The organism is Rhodococcus sp. KB6 (genome assembly GCF_001445685.1).
In the GTDB taxonomy this organism is placed as follows: domain Bacteria; phylum Actinomycetota; class Actinomycetes; order Mycobacteriales; family Mycobacteriaceae; genus Rhodococcus_F; species Rhodococcus_F qingshengii.
Window position 1 is genome coordinate 337364 of the sequence record NZ_LNAK01000134.1, and the last position, 23595, is coordinate 360958.

Here is a 23595-nt window from a genome sequence, read left to right on the forward strand (position 1 = left end):
AAGCGCGTGTCCTCTGATTGACGCGTCGGGAGCCGTCGGTTCTCGGGTCACCGGCGAGGCGGATTCCCCGATTCATTGACATTTAGTTTAGGCTACCCAAAACGACGTTAGGTCACCCTTGGGTGACGTGTGTCCACAGACGAGGGGATCAGTGTGAGCGTTCTTCCAGGTTCGAACTCCGGAGCGGCGAGCGAAGCTACGTTTGCTCTCACAGGAGCTCAACTCGGGATTTGGAACGCACAGAGGCTTGATCCCGAATCTCGGAGCTACCTCGTCGGTGAGGTGCTCGAAATCTCGGGCGACGAACCGATCGACACCGAACTGCTGACAGCCGCCATCACGGCGACGATCGGTGAAGCCGAAACCATGCGGCTGCGGATGATCGAGACGGCGGACGGCCCGCGTCAGTACATCTCCGACGAGCCGGTTGGCATCATCCCGATCACCGACGTCCGTGACGAGCGCGATCCCGTAGCCGTGGCGCACGCACTGGTCGACGCCGAGCGCAGCCGGGCGTCCGAGTACTGCCGCCTGATGGTGGAGCGTCCGCTGTACACCTACTCGCTGATCAGGCTCTCCGATCGCGAGATCTGGTGCATTCAGCTCTATCACCACCTGATCGTCGACGGATACAGCGCAGCAATGATTTCGCGCCGAGTCGCCGCGCACTACACGGCCGCGAAGAAGGGAACCGAGGTCGCGCCAACGCGATTCGGTTCTATGACAGATCTGGTCAGCGAGGACGAGGCGTACCGGGCTGGCGAGCAGTTCGCGGAAGATCGTGACTACTGGCGTGATGTCCTGACGCCGTTGCCCGCGTTGGACGGACGCGGCCAGCAGGTCACCGGTCCGGCGGAACGAACGATCCAGGTTCGCGAGGTCATTACCGCCGACGCCCTCAGCTGCCTCAAAGAGGTGGCAGACGCGACGGGAACAACGTGGGCCGAGGCACTGATCGCCTGCTACGGCGCGTTTCTCCACCGACTGCTCGGCGAGACGGATGTTGTCATCGCGATGCCACTCATGGCGCGCGTAGGCCGCACGGCACTCAAGACGCCGGCCATGGCAGTCAACGTTCTGCCTCTCCGGTTGACGATTCGCAGCCACGATCGACTCGGTGACCTGAGCAAGCAGGTGGCCGCCACGATGAAAAGCCTGCGCGCACACCAGCGCTACCGCGGTGAGAATCTTGCTCGGGACCTGGGCGTCGCCGGCACCGGCGCACTGCTTCACGGGATCGGAATCAATCTCAAGGCTTTCGACTTCGCCCTCGATTTCGCCGGCGCTGTGGGTGTACTGCGTAACGTCGCCGGGGGACCGCCGGAGGACCTGGGTTTGACGGTGACGCCCATTGCGGACGGCGAAGTTCTACTCGGATTCGAAGTGGACGCGCGTACCAATACTCGGGAATCGGTTCAGCGTCGCCTCGCCGGTTTCGTCAGCATCGTCAACGCGATGGTCGGGGAGGGAGATCCTGCCGTCGGTCAGGTGGAGATGATGCCTGCGGCCGAAGCCGCGCGGATTCTCGCCGGCCGCGAAACTGCACCGCTGCCCGGCTCGGTCGAACTCGTTCCCGACGTGTTCGACCGCATCGTCGTCGAGCACGCGGATGACACAGTCCTCGTGTGCGGTGACGAAACAGTGACAGGCGAAGAACTCGGTGGCCGCGTCCACAAGCTCGCCCGGTTGCTTCGGGCCCGCGATGTCGGCCCGGACGACATTGTCGGACTTGCGCTTCCGCGTACTTCCGAGATGGTGGTGGCTCTGCTCGCGACATTGAACGCGGGCGCAGCGTACGTGGCCCTGGATCCGCAGCACCCGGCCGAGCGGTTGCGAGATCTGATCGACGATGCGCAGCCGAAGGTCGTGATCACCACTTCCACTCTGGCCGAGCAACTCGTCGGAGGTTTTCGGCCCGACCCCCTCGTCATCGATTCCGACGCAGTCCGCGAAGAACTCCGTGCTAATTCCGAGCTTCCACTCGAACTCGGTGAACTGGCGACAGCACGGCATGGTGATCACCTGGCGTATGTCATCTACACCTCGGGATCGACAGGCAAGCCCAAGGGTGTGCTGGTCAGAGGCGGTGGATTGGCGCACCTGCTTCACCACCATCGCGCCACCATCTACCGGGACACCGCCGAGCGCGTCGGGAACCGCCAACTGCACACCGCGCACACAGCGTCGTTCGCCTTCGATGCGTCTCTCGATCAACTGTTGTGGCTGCTGTGTGGTCATCGTGTGCACGTATACGACGAGGAACTGCAGAAGGACGCGGTTGCTCTGGTCGCGGCGTTCGAGCGAGATCGCGTCGACGTGGTCGACACGACGCCGTCGATGGCGGCAGCGATGGTGGACAACGGGTTGCTGCGTACGCATCGGTTGCAGCTCCTCGTCGTGGGTGGCGAGGCGGCACCGCCCGCACTGTGGGACGCGATCATCGAATCCGGTGTTCCGGCTCGAAACCTGTACGGCCCCACCGAAACGACGGTCGACGCGATCGCGACCACGGTCGAAGGTGCCGGACCGCGTATCGGGTACCCCCTCGCGGGTACCCGTGCGTACCTGCTCGACAGCGCGCTCGAGCCGGTCGCCGACGGTGAACGAGGTGAGCTCTACCTGGCCGGACCGCAATTGGCCAGGGGCTACCTCGGCCGCGCCGGCGCGACCTCCGAGCGTTTTGTCGCAGATCCTTTCGGGGCTCCGGGAGATCTGATGTACCGCGCCGGGGACGTGGCGCGGTGGGTGCCGGGGCGGGGCTACGACTTCATCGGTCGCAGCGACAAGCAGGTGAAGATTCGCGGACATCGAGTCGAGTTGAGCGAGGTCGAGGCTGTTCTCGGATCGGTACCCGGAATCGGCGCCGCTGCCGCGCTGATCCGTACGGATGGGGGACGGCCCAGCCTCGTCGGCTACGTTGTAGCCGCCGCCGGCGCGACGCTTCCGCCGCAGGAAGAATTGCGCCGTGACCTCGCCGGTCGCGTACCGGATCATCTCGTTCCCGCCGCAATCGTCGTTCTGGACGAACTGCCCGTCACGGTGAACGGAAAGCTCGATCGTGCGGCACTACCTGCCCCGGCTGCCGAATCGGAAGGTCGCGCTGCATCCACACCACACGAGGAAATCCTCTGTGACGTGGTGGCCGAGGTGCTCGGCCGCGAACGCGTCGGCGTGGACGAGGATTTCTTCGGCCTCGGTGGTGACAGCATCACGGCAATCAGTGTCAGCAGTCGACTGCGGGTGCGTGGTCTGATCGTTGCTCCCAAAGAACTACTGGCACAGCGAGATCTGGGAACCATCGCCGCTGCGGCGCGTGAGATTGCCGATGACGCCGACGCCGTAGCCTCGGTTGCGGACGTGGCGACCGGCACCGTGATCGCCCCGCCGATCGTTCGAGCACTGATCGACAAGAATCCGACAGACGAGGCAATCGCGGGCTACGCGCAATGGACCGCAGTGCGCATCGACGACAGCCTTTCACTGGGTGACCTGCAGTCCGGCGTGCAGACGATCCTCGATCACCATGACGCTCTACGCCTGCTCCTGCGCCGTGACAACGACAGCGGCACTGCCGAATTGATCGTCCGGGACGCCGGTGCAGTGCGCAGCGAGGGACTCGTTCGCGAGGTGTCCGACACCTCCGAGCCGTCCCGGATCAGAGAGCTCGCGGAGGCGTCGGCGGCGAGTCTCGACCCACGCGCCGGTGAACTCCTGCGAGTCGTACTGGTCAATACCGAGGCCGGTCGACCCGACCAATTGATCGTCGTGGCTCACCATTTGATCGTCGACGGTGTGTCCTGGCGAATTCTGCTTCCAGACCTCCACGAAGCTACCGATGCAGCGCGCGAGCGTAGGTCGGCCCGGTTGGCTGCAGGCGGAAGTTCGTGGCGTCGATACGCAGGGTTGCTCGCGGAATTCGGGGCCTCTGGCAGCAGGGCGTCAGAGCTCGAGTACTGGAAGTCCGCGTCGGTACAGGCGGACGACGAGCCGATCGGCAGTCGTCGTCTCGACCCGAAGATCGACGTGACCGCAACCGCCTCTCGCACGACAACCATTGCGCCCCCGGCCGTCACCGACGCGCTGTTGACCACGCTTCCGGCGGCGTATCGAGCCAAGGCCGACGAAGTGCTTCTCTCGGGTTTGATGCTTGCCTTGCGCTCATGGCAGCACGGCCGCGGCCTCATCGGGCTGCCCGCGCAGACAGTTACCGTCGAAGGTCATGGCCGCGACGCGCTCACCAGCGACACCGACTTCGCCGGAACCATCGGGTGGTTCACCAGTGAGTTCCCCGTCCGGGTTCCCACCGATGCACTGCTCACCGCAGACGATCTTGCCGACGCACTGAGCGGCGGAGCAGCTGCGGGGCATCTCCTTCGTGCGGTGAAGGAGGCAAAACGCGCCGTACCCGGAGGCGGAGTCGGCTATGGAGTTCTGCGGCATCTGGATCCCGACACCGCACCTGACCTTTCCGCGTGCGCTACACCCGAACTGCTGCTCAACTATCTGGGCCGCTTCCCGTCCTTGCCCGGAACCGGATGGCGATTGCCGGAGCAGGATCCATTCGCGGTCATCGAGCCGGCGACGAAGGTTATGTCGGAAGTGCTGGCGCTCAACGCATTTGTCCGAGAGGACGACTCGACGACGCTGGCAGTCGAATGGACTGCGGCGGGTTCAGTGCTCGACGGCGCGACGATCGTCGAGCTGCAAGAGCATTGGGAACGTGCGCTCGCTGCCCTGACCGCGCATGCCGCGCTCTTCGAGGGTGGTTTGACGCCTTCCGATTGCTCGGCGACGATCTTCGGCCAGGGCGCGGTGGTCGATCAGGCAGGGATCAACGAACTCGAAGCCGTCCACGGACCGCTTGCCGACGTCCTTCCGCTCTCGCCGCTACAAGAAGGTCTCCTGTTCCATGCGGTCCGTGACGGAGTCGCAGACGTCTACACGCTCACTGCACGCTTCGACCTCTCCGGGCCACTGGACGAGGCGAAGTTGGCCGACGCGTTCGAGACCGTGATCGACAGGCACCCGAACCTTCGCGCAGCTTTTCACTACGAGCAGTTCGAACGGCCCGTTCAGATCATTCCGCGCGGCGCAAAAGTCGAGTGGCGTTCGGTCGATCTGACCTCCGTTCCAGCTGACACTGCATTCCGCTCTGCAGATCAGCTCGAGGACGAGGCCGCCAAGCATGTCTTCGACGTCAATACACCGCCTCTGCTGCGTGCACTACTGGTTCGGCTGCCCGGCGGGGTGCACCGTTTGGTCCTCAACGCGCACCACCTGCTCACCGACGGTTGGTCGACTCCGATCGTCCTGCGCGAGCTGATGAACGTCTACCACGACGGCGACAGCCGCCTCCCTGCGCCGACGCCGTATCGCGACTACTTGGCATGGATCGCCGGCCGTGATCAGGACTCTGCCCGCGCAGCGTGGAGCGAGCGTTTGCGTGGGCTCACCGCGCCGACTCTCGTTGCCGATGCCGGAGCGCCGCGAAGTGTGCCCGTCGCGCTCGAGGTTCCTCTCGCGACATCGGACGCCGAAGCGCTGATCGAACTCGGCCGTGCGCGAGCGCTGACGGTCAACACCCTGGTTCAGGGTGCGTGGGCAGCAGCGCTCGCCGAAGCGACAGGACAGTGGGACGTCGTGTTCGGGGCCACGGTGTCCGGCCGACCTGCCGAACTCTCGGGGGTGGAGGGAATGGTCGGGTTGTTCAGCAACACGATTCCGGCCCGCCTCGACATCGTCGCGGACCGGCCTTTGCTCGATCAGTTCGTCGATCTCCAGAACGCCCAATTCGACATCGTGGACGTCGAACACACCAGTTTGGCCGAGATCGAACGCATCGCCGGAATCGGGCAACTGTTCGACACGCTCCTGGTGTTCGAGAACTTCCCGAACTCCGGTGCAGGACAGCCTGCATCGCACACACTGCGGGTCGAGGGATTCACCAACCGCGGAGTCACGCACTATCCGATGACGTTGATGGCGCCGCCGAGCACCGGTCTGGATCTGGTTCTGTACCACGATCCGGCAGTTGTCTCCGACGCCACGGCGGAGCGAATGGTCACACGGCTCGCGGAGATCCTGCGTGGGTTGCTGACCGAGCCGACAGCTCCCGCATCCGCGGTGCTCACGGTAGTCCGACAGGCAGCGTCCGTTGCCGATGCGGTGTCTGCCGCGAAAAATGTCGCTGTCACGAAAAAGGTGGCCGCGTCCGAACCTGCGATCGATGTCGATCCCGCGGTCGTTGATGCAGTGTGCGCCTGTGTCGCAACGGTGTTGGAGATTCCCGACGTCGATCCGGGCGACAATTTCTTCACTCTCGGCGGTCACTCGCTCACTGCGATGCGGTTGGTGGGAAGCCTGCGCAAGCTGGGAATTCGCGTCGTCGTCTCGGATGTCTTCGACACCCCGACCCCCCTCGGTCTTGCCGTGGCCGCACGCGTCGATCGGACGAAGTTCTCGCCGGATTCGGTCGTTGGCGTCGATCGACCCGTCGTGACCGTGGCGACGTTCCGCGCCCCGGCGGTGGCGGGAAATCCTGATCACGAGCGGTACTGGGTTCGCACGCTCGCGGACCTGCCCCTCGAAACGGACCTTCCGTATGACCGCCCGCGCGGCGAAGAGTACCGCCCGCACACCTACCTCCGTCAGCTACGCGATGCCCGGTTCGGTGACGAACCAGGATTCGACGCGGTGCTGTTGGCCGCCGTGGCGGCGACGCTGAACAGCTTCGGCGGTGGTCGGGACCTTGCGGTCGGACTGGTCTCGGAAGGGACTGACACCCTGATTCGGGTCGACCTGTCCGGTCGGCCGAGAATTGCCGATGTCGTTCGGCGAGTCGAAAACGCTGTCTCCGAGGCACTTGCGCATTCCGATGTCAGCCTCGACCGAATCGCCGATCTACTCGGGCGTCCGACGAGCAGCCTGTTCGCTGCCCGTGTCGGTCACTCGCCCGGAAAGAGCGTCGACCTCGAATTCGTCCGAACCGCAACAGAACTTCGATTGACGGTTGATGCCGGGCTGTTCGACGCCGCGACTGCGGACGCATTGCTCGACGGTGTGATCGCGGTCCTCGGTCACGAAATCAGCACTGTCGTCGCGGATCTGCGACTGGCGGAAAACAAGCCGGATCGCGACCCGGGCCGACGCGCGACGCCGCCGTCGGGGATCTCGCAGTTGTTCGCTCGACACGTCAGCCGCCACCCCGACGACATCGCGGTGATCTCCGGCGAGGTCGGAATTACCTACGGGGAACTGTCGGCGCGCGTCGACGAGCTGGCCCGCGAACTTCTCGCGGTCGGCGCCGGACCCGAGAAGGTAGTCGCCGTCGCGCTGGATCGAAATGCGGATCTGGTGGCCGGACTGCTCGCGGTACTGCGCATCGGCGCTGCGTACCTGCCACTCGACGTCGATTACCCGACTGAGCGGCTCGAGTTCATGATCGAGGACGCGGCTCCGGTGTGTGTCCTGACCAGTATCGACAGCGCCGGGCAACTTCCGTTGACGGTCGCCACGTGTGTCTTCGTGGACGGTGAGTTCACCAACTCGGGTGTCGTGCTTCCTCCGCCGCCCGCGGCGGGTGATCACCTCGCCTACATGATCCACACCTCCGGTTCGACGGGTCGCCCCAAGGGCGTGATGGTCTCGACGGGCAACCTCGCAGCCTTCGCGGACACGGTACTCGAGGATTGCTGGATCAGGCCGGGCGATCGCATCGTCGCGGTGACAACGGTGTCGTTCGACATCGCGGCACTGGAGTTGCTGTGCCCGCTCGCGGCGGGCGCGACTGTCGTGATCGCAGACCGCAGGACGGTTCGCGATCCGGATGCGTTGTCGGCGTTGATCATCGCAAGCGATGCGACAGTGATGCAGGCAACGCCGGCGCTGTGGCGAGTGGTCACCGAACACGAGAACGCAGTCGGACTCGCGATGGTGCGAGCCCTGGTGGGAGGGGAAGCCCTCCCGCAGGATCTGGCCGACGATCTGGTGGCCAACGCTGCTTCGGTCCGGAATGTCTATGGACCCACCGAGGCCACGGTGTGGGCGACATCTTCGGTGATCACGACCGGCGACCGAGTCACGATCGGTCAGCCCTGGACCGATGTGCACGTGCGAATCCTCGACGAGGACCTGCGTGAGGTTCCGGAAGGCGTTGCGGGCGAGCTGTATCTGGGCGGTGCGCAGGTGGTACGCGGATACCTGAACCGCCCCGATCTGACCGTCGCTCGGTTCGTCGCCGATCCTTCTCTGCCGGGGGCACGCCTCTACCGCACCGGCGATCTGGTCCGACGCCGGCGAGGGGTTTTGCACTTCCTTCGTCGTGCGGACGATCAGGTGAAGGTTCGCGGTTTCCGCATCGAGCTCGGCGAAGTCGAAGGCGCGCTCGGATCGGTGGCAGGTGTGTTCCGCGCGGCAGCCACCGTTCGCGTCGATGCGGCGGGTACCGGAAGTTTGCACGGGTATGTGGTTCCCGAAGGTGCAACCACACTCGATTCGGTACTGGTGCGCAAGGAGATTGCGCAGCTCCTACCCGAACACATGGTGCCGCAGACCATCACGGTGCTCGAGGCACTACCACTCACCCTCAACGGGAAGGTGGACCGGAAGGCATTGCCCGACACCGCGCCGGATCGCGTGCCGAGTCCGCTCGTGGCCGTCGATGCGGATCGTCGGGCGCGGCTCGAGTCGCTGAGCCCGGGCTGGCAGGACGTACTACCACTCGGTCCCTTGCAGGAAGGCATGTACTTCCAGTCGGTTCTCGACGGCGCCGGCGGCACGGATGTCTATCACATGCAGCCGCGATTCGAGTTCTCCGCCGATGCCGCCGTCGACGTTCGCTCACTCCGCGCAGCAGGGGATGCGCTCTTGCGACGCTATCCGAACTTGCGGGCCGGCTTCACACACGCCGGGTTCGACGCTCCGGTGCAGTTCGTGCCCAGGGAAGCCGAAATGCCTTTCCGTGAGATCGATCTGAGCGCAGTCGCACCCGAGGACTTGGATATCGAGGTCCGCGCCGTCGACGAGGCCGACTTCGGCAGGCTGTTCGACTTGAGTGCGCCGCCACTCATTCGAATGGTGCTGGTCTGGTTGCCAGGTGGGGGAGCGCACCTCGTCTTCACTCAGCACCACCTGCTCACCGACGGTTGGTCGCAGACCTTGATGTACGCGGAGTTGTTTGCGCTCTACGAGTTTGCTCGCACACACGGCACGGACCCGGTTGGACTCGACGGCGCGCTCGACAAGCCTGCGGACTTCCGTGATCACCTGCGATGGATCGCCGAAGCGGATCGCACGGACGCCATCTCGTCCTGGAAGGACTACCTCGCGGATCTCGAGCAACCCACACTCGTGGGTGGTACGGGATCAGCCGGACGCGCTCCGTTGCCGGTGTTCACCCGGGTTCAGCTCGAACAGAAGATCACCGAGCACGTACGCGAGTTGGCCAGACGTAGCGGAGTGACGCTGTCCACCGTCGTCTCTGCGGCGTGGGGTCTGGCATTGCGCGCCGTGACGGGCCGTGACGACGTGGTCTTCGGATCGACGGTTTCGGGACGTTCACCCGAGGTCGAGGGCGCCGACCGCATGGTGGGATTGGCGCTCAACACCATTCCCGTGCGTGTCCGGGCCCGGCCCGGCGAGGAGATCTCGGCGTTGCTCGGACGCCTGTTCCGTGAACAAGGTTCGCTGCTGGGGCATCACCAGCTCGGGCTCGGCGACGTGCAGCGAAGCGCTGGGTTCGCAACACTGTTCGACACGCTCTACGTCTTCCGCAACACGCCTCGTGACGAACAGGCACGTCGAGACACGTTCGGGCGCAGTGGAATCGTCGGGTTCGACGCAGTGGACGGCACCCACTATGCGCTCACGCTCGACGTGGATCCGGGTGTCGGGGACGCGGCGATGGCGCTCACACTCGAAAACCGTCCTGACCTGATTCCGCACGACGTGGCTCAGGACATCCTGTCCCGCACCATCACGATTCTCGAAGTGATGGCGAATTCCGATACCGCCACGGTGGCGGACACGGCGGTTCCGCTTTCGCGCACCCCCGCGGAATTCGCTTCGGAGCACGTCGTGATGCCACGGCCGGACCAGGCCGGCGGTAGCGTGGACGCACTACTGCGCGAAAGGGCAGCGGCAACTCCGGACGAGACGGCGCTGGTCTTCGGAGACGTCACACTGAGCGCAGCCGAGATGAACTCTCGGGTGGACAGACTGGCACGGATACTCGCTTCGGCGCTGGGGCAGTCGGTACCAGGCGGGGGACCGACCCGTGTTGTCGCGCTCGCGCTTCCGCGTACTGCCGATCACGTCGTCGCAATCTTCGCCGTCATGAGAACCGGAGCGGCCTACCTTCCCTTGGATCTGGCTCACCCGCCGGCACGCCTGCGCGAACTCATCCTCGACAGCGATGCGGCGCTGGTAGTCACCACGACTCAGACGCGTGACCTCGTTGTTCCCGATGGACAGCCATGTCTGGTCCTCGACGACCCGGATGTGGCCGGGGTACTCGACGGGCAGTCTTCGGCACCAGTTGTCGACGAGGCTGCGGTCTGCGGGCCGACCTCACCGGACCAGCCTGCCTACGTCATCTACACCTCGGGCAGTACCGGAAAACCCAAGGGCGTCGTGGTGGGTCACCGCGGGTTGACGACGATGTATCACAATCACAAGGCCGAGATATTCACTCCGACCGAAAACAGTGTGGGTGGCCGACGTCTGCGCATCGCGCATACAGTCTCGTTCTCGTTCGACATGTCGTGGGAGGAACTGTTCTGGTTGCTCGCGGGGCACGAAGTTCACGTGATCGACGAGCAGGCGCGACTGGACCCCGCGTCTCTGGTGAAGCATTACCGCGAAGTCGGTATCGACGTCGTGAATGTAACCCCCTCGTATGCACGGGAACTGATGGCCGCCGGTCTCCTCGACGGTGAGCGGACGCCGGTGTTGGTGATGCTCGGCGGAGAAGCTGTACCTGCCGAGTTGTGGTCGCGATTGCGCGATCAGGACGGTGTCGACGGGTACGACCTTTACGGGCCGACGGAGTTCACGATCAACGCGATGGGATCCCCGGTTCAGGGGAGCGAGACACCCTGCTTGGGTCGTCCGATTCTGAACGCGTCTGCGCGGGTATTCGATTCGGGTCTGCGGGAGGTACCGATCGGAGCGGCGGGCGAGCTGTACATGTCCGGAGACGGAACGGCGATGGGTTACCTTCACCGGACCGCGTTGACCTCCGCTGTGTTCGTTGCTGATCCCTACTCCGTCGGCAAGCGCATGTACCGCACGGGTGACGTTGTACTGCGTCGCCGCGACGGCGAACTCGAATATCTGGGTCGCGCAGACCATCAGGTCAAGATCCGAGGCATTCGGATCGAATTGGGTGAAGTCGAATCCGCGCTGGCGTCGTTGCCAGGAGTGTTGCGAGCGGCAGCGTCAGTCCGTAGCGAAGGCGGTGCGCCGCCGCGACTGGTCGGCTACGTCATCGAAGAACCCGGTGCCGATTCAACCGATCTGCGAGCTGCGTTGCGGGAACGCGTACCGGCACACCTGGTTCCGTCGGACATCGTCGTCGTGGATTCGATTCCGCTGACGCCCAACGGAAAACTGGACCGCGGTGCGTTGCCGGCACCCCCCGCCCGTGTAGCGGCCCGAGCACCGCGAACCGAGATGGAAAGGCAACTGTGCCAGGTCTTTGCGCGGGTACTCGGCGTCGAGGCAGTCGATCCCGAAGAGAGTTTCTTCGATCTCGGCGGCGACTCGCTTCGAGCAATGCGACTGGTGGGGGAGATGGAGCACGACCTGTCGGTGAGCGTCGGTGTGGCAACGCTGATGGCCCGTCCGACAGTCGCCGAGCTCGCAGCACACCTTGACGAGTCGGCGTCCGAAATCGATCTGAGTCGCGATCGCCTCCTGACACTGCGAGCCGAAGGCAGCGGAGAGCCACTGTTCTGCGTGCATCCGGCCGGTGGATTCGCTTGGCCCTTTGCGCCTTTGACCGGTGTTCTCGATGCCGACCGTCCACTGTTCGGCCTGCAACTGCCCACAGTTGCCGGTGAGCCACTCGAACCGACGAACGTGGACCAACTGGCAGCGATGTACGTCGACACGATTCGCGGCGTGCAACCGAGCGGGCCGTACCACCTGCTCGGCTACTCGTTCGGTGGCAACGTCGTTGCCGCGATGGCGGCTCAGCTGGTCGATATCGGCGAGACGGTGGAGTTCGCCGGTCTGATCGATACTCATCCACTGGGAGATCGTGACGATCACGGTCGCGACGATTCCGACGACCGAGATCTGGCCGCCGCCCTGCCACCCGAGATCCTCACTCAGGCACCGGGACTGGTCGACGCTGTTCGGGCGGGTTTTGATGCCACTCGTTTGCTCGTGGCCAGTTCGACCGACACAACCTACGACGGACCGGTTACTCTGATCACCGCCGACGCCGAGGCGTCCGGACAGCTGCTGGCCGATCGCTGGCGCAGAGTCCGCGGGGACCGGGACATGGCAGTACACCATCTGCCGTACGACCACGCCGGATTGGTGACCCCAGCCGGGTGGGCGGCGATCGCCCCGCTGCTCGACAGCCATTTGTCGAAACGCACGGCCACATAGTTCGAAAACCACACAGTTGAAACACAATGGGAGCTCAATGATGAAGTCCACACCGCCCCTCGCGATACGGAGTTGGCGACGATTCGTCGCCATCGCAGGGTTGCTGATCGTCGCACTCGTGGCGATGATCGGTTGCAGTAGCGATTCGAACGACGAACCGACCAAGGCTGCAGAGCCCACGACCCGTGTGATCGAGACCGAGAAGGGCTCGGTCACCGTGCCCGCGTCGGCGGAGCGCATCGTGGTTCTGAGCGGCGGTCTCGCCGGATACCTGTACGCCCTGGACGCACCGGTGGTTGCCACCGATACCCGCGTCCTCGGTGTCACGAACCTCGACGGTGGATTCCCGCCGGCTTGGGCGGACGCCGCAAAGGCGCAGGGCACCAAGGAATTGCCGGCCGGCGAGCAGCTCAACATCGAAGCCGTCGCGGCGGCTGAGCCCGACCTGATCATCGGCGGTGGCCAGGGAATCACCTCTGTTCAGTCCGAGGAACTCTACGATCAGCTCACTGCTATCGCACCCACCGTCTTGGTCCCCAAGACGGTCGCCGCGTGGGACAAGCAGCTCGAAATCGTCGCCGACGCGGCGGGCCGTTCCGACCAGGTTCCGGCGCTGATGAGCGCATACGAGGACAAGGTCAAAGAGGTCAAGGGCAAGATCAAGGTTCCCGAGGGCAACGTCGTCTACTTCCTCTCGGTCTCGAGCAACAAGCCGTACCTCGTTCCGCCGACGGCCGCGCTGCCCGCGATGCTCGCCGAGCTCGGTTTCAAGGCCGACGACGTCATGGCCAAGGCCGGCAACCCGCAGCTCTTCGGCTCGGGTGACTCGTTCGAGGTCAGCCCGGAACTGCTCTCGCAGGTCGCCGATGCTCCTGTCGCCTTTGTGATTCCGGTGTCCGGTCGCCCGATGGCCGAACTTGCCACCGATCCGCTTTACTCGCAGTTGCCGTCCTTCAAGGCAGGCACGACGTTCGAGCTCCCCGCCAGCAGCTACCGTCCTGACTACGACGGCGCAATGGCTACCCTCGACCTGATCGGCCAGACCTTCGCATGACTCGATTCGCTGGGCTGGTGATCGATGTTTCACCCTTGCGGACCAGCCGTCCCTTCAGGTACGCCTTTTCCGCGCGATTGATCTCGCTGCTCGGGATCGGACTGCTCGTCGTAGCCGTCCCCGCGCAGACGTACCAGCTCACCGGCTCGACCTTGCAGGTTGCCGGAGTGTCCACGGCGATGGCCATCGCCATGTTCTTCGGCAGCCTGTTCGGCGGCGTGCTCGCTGACCGTTACGATCGGCGACGCACCATCCAGTTGGCCCGCAGTGCTGCGGGTCTCGGCTTTGTCATTCTCGGGTGCAACGCGCTCTTGCCACACCCGTCGATGTGGGTCATCTACGTCGCGGCAGCTGTCGACGGCTTGGCCGGCGGTGTCAGCAGCTCGGCCTTGATGGCTTTGATGCCGACGTTGTTGCCGCGCAACAAGATGGCTGCGGCCGGCGCTTTGGTAGCGCTGACCACCGACATCGGGACGATGATCTCGCCGGCAATCGCCGGCGTGATCATCGCCTCCGGCGGCATTCCCGCGACATACTTTGTTGCTGCGGTGGCCACCGCAGCAACTGTCACGTTGTTCCAAGCCATCGGCCCTTCTCCTGCACCGGGCACGAATCACGAAAGCCCGATGCGCGCGCTGGTGACCGGCGTGAAATTCGCCGGCACGCACACAGTCATTCGCGGCATCCTGATCAGCGGTCTGTTGGTCATGTTCGTCAGCGGGCCGATGGTGTTGCTGCCTGCCTTCGTCGACCAGGTCCTCGGCGGCGGACCCACCATGCTCGGTCTGCTCTACGGCGCCCCCGCTGTCGGCGCTGTGGTCGGTTCCCTCACCAGCGGTTGGACCGGACGAGTCCACCGCAACGGCGCCGCGATGTTGATCTCTGTTGCGCTGATGCCTCTCGGCCTGGTGGTACTGGGTGCGTCGGGAGCAGCGATTGTCGCGTTCCTGGGCCTGGCCGGATTCGGCCTCGGCCGCGCACTCAACGACATTCTGAGATTTGCAGTCCTTCAACAGAACACGCCGGACGAATTGCGCGGACGCGTGTCCAGTCTGTGGATGGTGCAAGCCGTCACGGGTACGGCGATCGGTTCGATGGCAGCCGGGTTCCTCGGGCAGTGGCTCGAGCCTGGCGCCGCGCTACTGGTCTTGGGGCTCGCCGGTGTGACACTGGGCCTGGTGCTCCTGGCAGCATTGGGTTCGGTGCGCCGGGTAACTTCGGAGATCAACGAAGTCGATCTCTCCGAAAACACTGTGCCGGTGGGGAATGCTCCGCCGGAAAAGGAAGGTAGTTCATGAACCGAGGAGACCACCTCGCGACCATCGCCGAAGTTCTGGCGGGAACCACCGGCGCAAAAGTGCCGTACCCCATCGGCATTCGCGAACTCGAAGTTGTTCGCAGCGAAATGGTCGGGACCGGACTGTTGCGTCTGACCTTGGGTGGACCGGAGTTGGCGGGCTTCGAATCGCACGCTCCCGACGAGCATGTTCGCCTGGTCTACCCGGATGCAGACGGAACTTTACGTCTACCCGAACGCGACGGATTCAGCCTGAAGTGGCCTCGTCCATTGCCGATCTCGCGTGAGTACACCGTCCGTCGATACGACGCCGAGGCGGGGGAGCTGGACCTCGACTTCGCGCTCCACGAAGGTGGGTACGCCTCTGATTGGGCTCAGGCGGCGACCGTCGGCACTCGGGTGCACGTGGCAGGTCCGCCCGGTGGCGTCGTGGTTCCGTGGACGTACGACCGCTATCTGCTGGCCGGTGACATCACCGCCCTTCCTGCCATTGCTCGTTGGCTCGAGATGATGCCCGCTGCTGCCGCCGGGTGGGTGTTCGTCGAGATCACCGACCCTTCACAGGAAATCGAACTCACTGTTCCGGAAGGCGTCGAGGTGCGATGGCTGCACCGCGGTGACGTCCCAGCCGGTCACTCGGATCTGCTCGAGCAGGCAGTACGGACGGTCACCGTGCCCGAGGGCGAGCGTGTCTACGCCTGGATCTCCGGTGAGGCCACCAGTCTCAAGCCGATTCGCAGATTCGTGCGCGACGAACTCGGCCTGAGTTCGGGCGACCACCTGATCACGGGCTACTGGAAGCGCGGAGTCGCAGACTTCGACGAGGACGACGACGACCACTGAACATCGGTTGATGCCGGTTTCGGCATCGTCACCGCGACAACGAGTCCGACAATCGCAACGATTGCCGCCACTCCGAAAGCTGTGGCGAATGCCGAGTGCTGGGGAAGGCCGCCGGATGAAGTCGCGCTCGCGATGATCCCGGCGGCAATTTGGGTTCCCACAGCAGAACCCAGCGATCTGGCGATCGTGACTATTGCCGTCGTGACACCTACGCGGTCTGCCGGTGCGCTGTCGGCGGAGATGACGAACACTGCCGTCGACGCGGCGGCAACGCCGGTACCCGCAAGGATCAGCACCACAACGATCTGCCACATCGTTGTTGCAAAGACCCCGACGGCGCCGCTCAGGCCGAGGAAGGCAACTCCCGCTACCGCAATGGCTTTCGTGCCGACCCGTTGTGCGAGCTTTCCGGAGATCACCGACGCGATGACCGCTGCGCCGTAGCCGACGCACAGCAGGAAGCCGATGGCGCTGGTCGACGCACCGCGGCCGAATCCGCTCTCTGCCGGCACGGCGAGTTGTTGCGGAAGTAGATAGACAACAGCGCCGTAGGTGAACCCGAAAACCACGCCGACGACCACGGCGCTCCACATCGAACGATGCCGCATCATCGTCAGGTCGACCATCGGCTCGGTTGTCCGGCTCTGATACCTGGCCCAGATCGCGAACACGGCAGCGGAAGCGAGAAGCAGCAGCATCGACGTCGGTGCGCCCCACCCGTTGCTCGATGCGCTCGCCAGCCACGCCGTCAGCGTCAACAATCCAAGAGCCAATCCGCCCGCTCCCGGCCAATCGAGTCGGCCGCCGACGTTCGACATGTGATCTCGTGGTGTGCTCACGGCAAAAGCAATTGCGCCGAGCAAAACGAACGCGGTCGGAACTGCATACATCGCGGTGCGTGAGACGTTTTCCGCGACGGGCCCGGACAATACGACTCCCAGAGCGCCGCCGGCCACTACAACAGCCCCGAGCAAACCCGTGGCCGTCTTCAGTCGGTCCGAGGATAAAGTGCGTCGTAGGACCACGAAGCTCACGGGAAGCAACCCGAGCCCGAATCCCTGGAGAAATTGGCCGAGGACGAACAGCGGGAAGATCGTTGCGAGAGCGGACACGCTGCCGCCCAGGACAACGATTGTCGTGATCGCGAGCAAGGTGGGGCGGGCGCCGTACACGTCGGCTATTCGCCCGGCCATCGGCGTGACGAGGACAGTGCTCAACGTCAGAGCGACGGATGCGAGCGCTCCGACGTCGGCCGTCACTCCGAAGTCTCTCTGTATCAGGGGGAGTGCGGGGACGATGATGCTTTCGAGCGCGGCCACGGCAGCGATCAGCAGGGTCAGGCTTGCGATAGTTGCTACCGGTCGCGGCTGATTGCCGGAGACGCTCTCTGTGGTCATCGTGCTCTCTTTCGATCGGGGAGTGAGGAGCTTATGGACGCGACGAAACGCCGCCCCTCCAAGAGCCCGGAAGGGTTGTGGCACTGGATATATCGGGCTGTGAAGTAGACCGTCCCGCTATTTCGTTACGCGTACCGTTATTGTGGAGAAATGTAATCGGATTCAGCGCACAAAGCAAGAGTCGGATGGGGTGGAAATGGTGCCATGTATCGCCAGATCGCAACGGGCAGACTTTTGCTGCTACCGTCGGTTGGTGTCAGGCGATGTGACGATGGGGCTCATTTCTCGATGAGCATGACGCTGGTCACCAAAATGCTTCTCCGAGCAGGGAGTTCATCTGCCGGACACATCCAAGGTCCCCGTTTGAATGCCGGGTTTGTTAGCTTTCTGCCTGTGACGCGACGTCACAGAAAGTTCACGAATCACGGAGGATCATCATGGGTTCTATTTCAACGATCATCGGAATCTTCGAGCTCTACAAGCTTCTCGAGCCGCTGCTGAGCTCGCTGAGCTGATTCAGGTGTGATTTCGCTGTTGAGCCGGGGCGCCGAGGGACTCGGCTCGACAGCGGATCTCGAGGATCCGGCGCGATCAGGACCCGTGGAACGGATGTCGGCACCGGCAGAATTCCATCGCTCCGGTGTAGTGGTCCATCACCAGGATTTCTGCACACCGAGCGGGCTGCGGTGCGAACCTGAGGCAGCGCTCGATCCAGCCGCGCTCCAGCGAAGGGGCGGGGTGCGCGCAGTTCCCGCATCGGCCGGGACGTTCGGCGACACGTACGGAACCGTAGTGCTCCGGGGGCATGCCAAACATCTTGGTGGTGCGATGTTTCCAGGGCAATGGTTCGGCTCGAGCGGAAGCTATGTCACGAAAGCCCGGCGGCGATATGCGAGGACCGAACCCGTTGAGCTGCGCTACCTGGCTCCCTGATAATCCGATTGCCCAGACTGAGTTTTTTGGTGCAAGTTGCGGCTACTGCGCTGACGCCCAGAAATTCTCGGACTATCTGGGCAACGATCATGCGGTGGTGACCGCGAACAGAATCCGATCCGGCTCGCGTTGCATACGGGTGATCGCGACGCGGCCTCCGATCCAAGCACCAAGTGCACCAATCGCAACAGCGACAGGGATGGCGAAATAGTTCACCGGGTTCGGTAGCAGCGCTCCTAGTAGCACGCCGGGCGCCGTTGTCGCGGCGAAGATGACGATGGCGAGGATGATCAGTCCGAAGGACGAGCCATTGAAGGATCCACGGGTGTTGAGGGAGAACGACTTCTTCATCTCCGGGACCGGGTAGGGGGCTTTGGCGGATATCGCTACTGCCAGTCCTGCACCGACTCCCATCATCGAAATGCCGACGGCGAGCGGCACGGCCAGTCGGTCGGTCCCGAGGTCCCCGAAGATCCGTACAGCAGCTGTTGCGACGACCACGAAGGGTGTCGTCACGATCGCCCACGCGATTTGTCGGCCCCGGACGTCAGCGGCAGCGGCTTCGGGGATCATCACCAGATGCCAGATCGATGCGCCGTCGAATCCGTACAGATTCGATCCGGCTGCCATTGCCAGGTAGATCAGGAACCAGGCACCCCATGCGGCGGAGAAGGGGATCGATGACGAGATCAGCGGTCCGAAGCCGGAGACCAAGGTCATGATGGCAACGGAGAGCAGTTGTGTTCGTCGGCGCATGTCTCCGTGCCAGAGCGAAAGCTCGCGAGAGATGACGGTGCCCAGTCGGGATGCGCGCCAACCGGTTCGAATGTCGCGGCCCTGGTTCTTCAATTGCACGGAAGTGGCGCCCGCTGATTCTGCGACCTTCCCGTTGAAGTAGCGAACGACCAGGCGTTGCCATGACCACAGCAGTGCGAGATCGACCAGCACCAGGGCGAGGACTGCTCCGGCGGCGAGGAGCCAGGCGCCTCCTGCTGCTGCGTCGACACTGGTGATTCCCCACGCGAACGGGATCGAATGCGCGACCGTGAGCGGCCACGTGACGTCGCCGTCCACGACCGTGCCGAGGCGACTCTGCAGCGGAAATTGCAGCAGATACAGTCCGCCGAAGAACGTGCCGAATGCCAACAGTCCCAGTTCGCGGCTGCGACGACTCCGCAGGAGCTGCGACATCGCCAGCATCGCGACCCGTGAGGTGCCGACAATGAGCAGGACCGTTGCGGGCCAAGCGATAATGGCCAATGGCAGTGCGGCAGGGTGGTGTGTAGCGGCATAAATTGGAATCGCTGCTGCAGCCAACGCGGTAATCGGCACGGTCATACCGACCAGCGACGTCGAGAACAGTGCTCTGGCGAGTCGGACGGGTTCCAGGGGGAGTAGCTGGAAATGTCTGGGGTGAAGATTGTCATCTGACAGACCAGACATGATCGGCATCAAGATCCACATCACGCCGATAGCCGAAAGTGCGAGACTGGTTGTGCCGCTGACGAGATCGGGAGAAACACCGTTCTTTCCCGAAGCTCGTAGGCACAGTAGCGCTGCCCCCAGAACCCCGAACAACGCTGCAATGACCTTGATTACAGCTCTTCCACCGGTGAACTGACGTTTGTAGAGGGTCATGCGCATGCGGAGAACAGTGCGCCACACAGAGACCGACGGGTTCCAGTGTGTCGGTGAAAAGCTGGTGGTGGTCATGCGCGCATCCATGACAGTCCGTCGGGACTGGGACTGCGGCTACCGACCAGGCGAACGAATGCCTCGTCGAGAGTGTTGCCTGCGCGCACCTCGTCGACCGTTCCTGAAGCCACGACGCGACCGTCTGCGATGACTCCGATGTGAGTACACAGTTGTTCGACAAGGGCCATCACGTGACTGGAAAGAATGACCGAGCCACCTGAGTGGACGAACGAGAGCAGAATGCTCCGAATTCCGGCCGAAGAAATGGGGTCGACAGCTTCGAACGGCTCATCCAGTACCAGTAAGCGAGGGCCGTGCAACAAGGCCGAGGCCAACCCGATTTTCTTCGTCATGCCCGCTGAATAATCGGCGATGACCGTTCCACCTGCATCGGCGAGATCGAGCGCGGCCAACAGTTCGTCGCGTCGTGACGCGATGACGTCCTCTGGCATACCGCGCAGTCGCCCGAAATAGGTGAGTAGTTCATGACCGGTGAACTGGGCGGGTAGCGCCAGACCGTCGGGTAGAACGCCGAGCAGACTCTTCGCTGCCACAGGGTCGTTCCACACGTCGTAGCCGTACACCAGGCTGCGACCGTAGTGCGGGCGAAGCAATCCGACAGCCATCGACAATGTGGTCGTTTTTCCCGCACCATTCGGGCCAACCAGACCGAACAACGAACTTGAGGGCACCGCAAGAGAAAGGTCGTTCACAGCAACTTTCGCGCCGAACGCCATGCAGAGGTGTTCCACTTGCAAAGCCATCGGTCCGGGAGGTAACTGTCCTGTCTCGGGGAGAGGGTGCATCGATCGAGGGTAACTGTCCGGAGCCATGTGCGCGGAGACGGAGCGGAGCGATGCAGGCTGCGTGCACCGAATGTCATTCCTAGGTGGGGGTTGCGACATGAGTCGCTGGTTCGCAAGGGGAGCGGATGGCAGGAGTCGAACCTGCGTGGACGGTTTTGCAGACCGCTGCCTTGCCGCTCGGCCACACCCGCATTGATCCAATTATGTTCGTAGTGAACAACAGTCGCCACCATTGTGATCAGGGTGAGTTGATCGCCGGGTGACGGATCGCAGGGACTGCGGGGGAAGTGCCGGGTCAGGCGCGGGAGAACACCGCGACCAGGAATTCGGAATCCTCCTTGAACGGGCGAAGATCCCACGTGGAGAGCAGCAGATCAGCCTCGAGGCCACTCGCGGTCGCGTCGGCGAGAAACTCGGGGAACTCGTAGCCACGGCCGGCACCGAATCCGATGACTACTCGGCCGCTCGGAGCGAGATGACGAGCAAATCCTGACAATACTGCTTGCCTGGTGGACGGCGCGAGAAACGCCACCACATTGCCTGCCGACACGATGACGTCGAAATCCGCCTCGACACCGCGGGCCGGCAGATCGAGTTCGGCGAGATCGCCGACAAGCCACGTCGGTCCGGGGTGGTCTTCTTCTGCGGCAGCGATGAGAACCGGGTCGACATCGACTCCGACAACCACATGCCCGACGTCGTGCAGATAACCGCCGAGTCGGCCAGGCCCGCACCCTGCATCGAGAACCCGGCCACCGCGTCCGAGCATCGCGTCGATCAAACGTGCTTCCCCGACAATGTCCTTGCCGTCCGCTCTCATGGAACGGAAACGCTCGACATATCGTGTGGAATGCGTCGAGTCGGCTGCAGTGATCTCTTCCCACTGGCTGGGGATGCGCTCGTTCGGGGCGTGTGCAGTCATCTTTCGAGGGTACCGACAGCTCACCGGGTGCCGACGACCGTCCCGTCTGCGGCATATCCGACGAGGGTTGGACGAGGGGACGTGAGCGACAGGGGAATCCATCCGTAGAAGCGGTCTTCGGCAAGAATTGTCGGATAGATCTGGCCGTCTGCGGTGTGAAGTTCGGCTCGGACAGCACCTCCCGCTCCTGCGTCGTAGGTCGCCTCGTGCGGACCGGCCTCGTACCCGGCGCCGCCCCCGAATGAATCTGCGCCGTACAAGTCAATTGATCTGCAGCCGTGTCCGAGGCCGATGAATTTCGACGGACCAACCTTGTCGATGTCGGCTGACGCCTCGAAAACCGGGGCGACGCACCTCCAGCCATTAGCGCCGTGGGCGACAAAGACGCTGAACAAGGTTCCGTCAGGTCCGGGAATGGACCCGACCCGCTCGGCGGTGGACGGATCTATTCCGCCGTTGGTTCCCGGCATCGTCTGCCAACCCGAGTACATGTCGGTGAACGCTTTCGGCATCATCCCCGTGGCAGCGGCGCAGCCCACCACCACTGCTGCGCAGATCGCCGCGACGAGAACGATGGCACCGACGCGACGGCGTGGAGCTTTGGTTGCCCCAATGTTGTTTTCGGTAGCCATGATTCGGGTGCGTGCGGCATCTTGGACGTTCTCGGGCCAGAGTTCGGCGGAAACCGTATCGCTCGGCCGCAGCTTCTCGAGCGTGGTGAGCGGATCTTTGGTCATGGGGTACTCCCGTGTTCGGCGGCAGCGCAAGGTCGGGCGGTGTTCATCGGGATTACGGTGTCGGATTCTGAAGTCAACCCGGCGCGCAATCGACGCCGAGCGCGAAAGAGACGAACATGCATGGCCGGAACCGAACACCCAGCGACCCGCGCGGCTTCGGTGGCGGTCAACCCGTCCCAGGCAGTCAGGAGCAGGGCTTCACGTTCGGTGACGGTGAGTGTTGCCAGTGCTTCGAGCAGTTCCGTGCGTTCGGTGACAGTGACGTCGGCGCCCGGCGTCGATGCCGCAATCTGCTCGATGCGTCCCATCTTCTCGGTGAGCGCGTCAAGGCGCCGAACGCTGCGACGGTTGTTGTTCACGGTGTTACGAGCCACCACCAACAGCCACGGCAGTGCCTGGTCGGGCACTTCGTCCAAGCGTCGCCAGGCAACGAGGAACGTCTCGGAGACAACCTCCTGCGCGCTGTGATGATCAACGTGGCGACAGGTATACGCGAACACCCGACCGGCGTAGGCGTCCCACAGGGCGGTGAACCGCTCTTCGCCGCTCGGCGGCGGTTGTTCCTCGGATTTCGGGGTCATATGAAGAGATGTCCGGCTGGTTGCTGATCCTTACAGCCTCTGAGCTAATGGACGGTTTGGCGTGTTACTCCGGCCGAGAACTCCCACTGTCAGAAGCAACAGAGCGAGGATGTACAGCGTCATGATCCAGATGCCCGCAGCGGCGGGCTGCCACTTGTTCGCCTGGCCGAGCAGGATGAGGGCGTCAGAGGTGAGGAACAGCGCGCCGCCGATACCGGTGATCGAGTTGTACGTCAGTGCGGTTGATGCGGTTCCCACCAGGATTGCGGCGTACACGGGGACGGCAATTCGAAGTTCAGGTTCGAGACCGGGCCAGGTGTACGACACAAGAGCGATTCCAGCGATGGTGTAAGCGCACAGAAACCATGGCCGCCTTCGTATCTCCCGAAGAGCGCCGTGTGAGAGAAAGAATCGGATGAAGCAGAGGTGACCGATCGCGAAGGCTGCCATGCCGATGACAAACGTGGAGTCCCAGATCAGGAACAGGTCTCCGAAAGCACAGGCAATCAGTGCCGCAGCCACAACTCGAGGTCCGCGTCGGGCGACAACCCAGGCAGCCAGAATCGGCGCGAGCATGACCTTGGTGATCCCGTCCCAGGGCGCAGCATCAGCGGCATTGAGGATCAGATGGACAATCGCTACCGCTGAAAACCCGACAAACCATGGCGACCGGATGGTGCTCGGCAGTCCGGCGTCGCAATCAGATTCACCCATC

General features: G+C 63.6%; 11 protein-coding genes and 1 tRNA gene. 4 read left to right on the forward strand and 8 right to left on the reverse strand.

Features of this window, described 5'->3' with window-relative positions; translation table 11 throughout:
• The first annotated feature begins 153 nt into the window (after positions 1–153).
• From ASU23_RS21540 to ASU23_RS21555, 4 genes are read left to right on the forward strand one after another with little or no spacing between them, the layout of a single operon-like run.
• On the forward strand, positions 154–12615 hold the full coding sequence (locus tag ASU23_RS21540) for a non-ribosomal peptide synthetase (protein ID WP_253741430.1): 12462 nt from the start codon (positions 154–156) through the stop codon (positions 12613–12615).
• A 40-nt stretch (positions 12616–12655) separates the two neighbouring features.
• Positions 12656–13669, forward strand: coding sequence for a Fe2+-enterobactin ABC transporter substrate-binding protein (locus ASU23_RS21545; protein ID WP_003942170.1), 1014 nt, complete (start codon positions 12656–12658; stop codon positions 13667–13669).
• Positions 13666–14967 carry an enterobactin transporter EntS gene (entS, locus tag ASU23_RS21550; protein WP_058038680.1) on the forward strand — a complete coding sequence of 434 codons (1302 nt, stop codon included), beginning with the start codon at positions 13666–13668 and terminating at the stop codon, positions 14965–14967. Before ASU23_RS21545 ends, entS begins: the two co-directional genes overlap by 4 nt.
• Positions 14964–15809, forward strand: coding sequence for a siderophore-interacting protein (locus ASU23_RS21555; RefSeq protein ID WP_047271424.1), 846 nt, complete (start codon positions 14964–14966; stop codon positions 15807–15809). Before entS ends, ASU23_RS21555 begins: the two co-directional genes overlap by 4 nt.
• On the opposite strand, the gene ASU23_RS21560 is transcribed toward ASU23_RS21555, so the two are convergent.
• From ASU23_RS21560 to ASU23_RS21600, 8 genes are all read right to left on the reverse strand, one after another.
• Positions 15758–17206 carry an MFS transporter gene (locus ASU23_RS21560; RefSeq protein ID WP_047271426.1) on the reverse strand — a complete coding sequence of 483 codons (1449 nt, stop codon included), beginning with the start codon at positions 17204–17206 and terminating at the stop codon, positions 15758–15760. The two genes, ASU23_RS21555 and ASU23_RS21560, sit on opposite strands and share 52 nt — an antisense overlap.
• Positions 17207–18226: 1020 nt before the next feature.
• Entirely contained in the window at positions 18227–19852 is a 1626-nt protein-coding gene (locus ASU23_RS21570) for a hypothetical protein (RefSeq protein WP_058038847.1), read from the reverse strand.
• Complete coding sequence (locus ASU23_RS21575) at positions 19849–20640, reverse strand: ABC transporter ATP-binding protein (protein WP_058038682.1); 792 nt, start codon at positions 20638–20640, stop codon at positions 19849–19851. Before ASU23_RS21575 ends, ASU23_RS21570 begins: the two co-directional genes overlap by 4 nt.
• A gap of 120 nt (positions 20641–20760) precedes the next feature.
• Positions 20761–20831, reverse strand: a tRNA-Cys gene (locus tag ASU23_RS21580).
• Positions 20832–20935: 104 nt separating this feature from the next.
• Positions 20936–21562, reverse strand: coding sequence for a trans-aconitate 2-methyltransferase (locus tag ASU23_RS21585; RefSeq protein WP_003942244.1), 627 nt, complete (start codon positions 21560–21562; stop codon positions 20936–20938).
• A gap of 20 nt (positions 21563–21582) precedes the next feature.
• Positions 21583–22299, reverse strand: coding sequence for a hypothetical protein (locus tag ASU23_RS21590; RefSeq protein WP_050655780.1), 717 nt, complete (start codon positions 22297–22299; stop codon positions 21583–21585).
• Entirely contained in the window at positions 22296–22880 is a 585-nt protein-coding gene (locus tag ASU23_RS21595) for an RNA polymerase sigma factor (RefSeq protein ID WP_007735137.1), read from the reverse strand. The genes ASU23_RS21590 and ASU23_RS21595 overlap by 4 nt, the downstream gene beginning before the upstream one ends.
• A 30-nt stretch (positions 22881–22910) precedes the next feature.
• Positions 22911–23594: a lysoplasmalogenase gene (locus ASU23_RS21600; RefSeq protein ID WP_058038683.1), complete on the reverse strand. Its 684-nt coding sequence runs from the start codon at positions 23592–23594 to the stop codon at positions 22911–22913.
• Between the last annotated feature and the right edge of the window lies 1 nt (position 23595).

What these genes read in the sequence shown, in the direction of transcription:
- ASU23_RS21545 (WP_003942170.1), top strand. Translation starts at nt 12,656, where the DNA reads ATGAAGTCCACACCGCCCCTCGCGATACGGAGTTGGCGACGATTCGTC.
- entS (WP_058038680.1), top strand. Translation starts at nt 13,666, where the DNA reads ATGACTCGATTCGCTGGGCTGGTGATCGATGTTTCACCCTTGCGGACC.
- ASU23_RS21555 (WP_047271424.1), top strand. Translation starts at nt 14,964, where the DNA reads ATGAACCGAGGAGACCACCTCGCGACCATCGCCGAAGTTCTGGCGGGA.
- ASU23_RS21560 (WP_047271426.1), bottom strand. Translation starts at nt 17,206, where the DNA reads ATGACCACAGAGAGCGTCTCCGGCAATCAGCCGCGACCGGTAGCAACT.
- ASU23_RS21570 (WP_058038847.1), bottom strand. Translation starts at nt 19,852, where the DNA reads ATGACCACCACCAGCTTTTCACCGACACACTGGAACCCGTCGGTCTCT.
- ASU23_RS21575 (WP_058038682.1), bottom strand. Translation starts at nt 20,640, where the DNA reads ATGCACCCTCTCCCCGAGACAGGACAGTTACCTCCCGGACCGATGGCT.
- ASU23_RS21585 (WP_003942244.1), bottom strand. Translation starts at nt 21,562, where the DNA reads ATGACTGCACACGCCCCGAACGAGCGCATCCCCAGCCAGTGGGAAGAG.
- ASU23_RS21590 (WP_050655780.1), bottom strand. Translation starts at nt 22,299, where the DNA reads ATGACCAAAGATCCGCTCACCACGCTCGAGAAGCTGCGGCCGAGCGAT.
- ASU23_RS21595 (WP_007735137.1), bottom strand. Translation starts at nt 22,880, where the DNA reads ATGACCCCGAAATCCGAGGAACAACCGCCGCCGAGCGGCGAAGAGCGG.
- ASU23_RS21600 (WP_058038683.1), bottom strand. Translation starts at nt 23,594, where the DNA reads ATGGGTGAATCTGATTGCGACGCCGGACTGCCGAGCACCATCCGGTCG.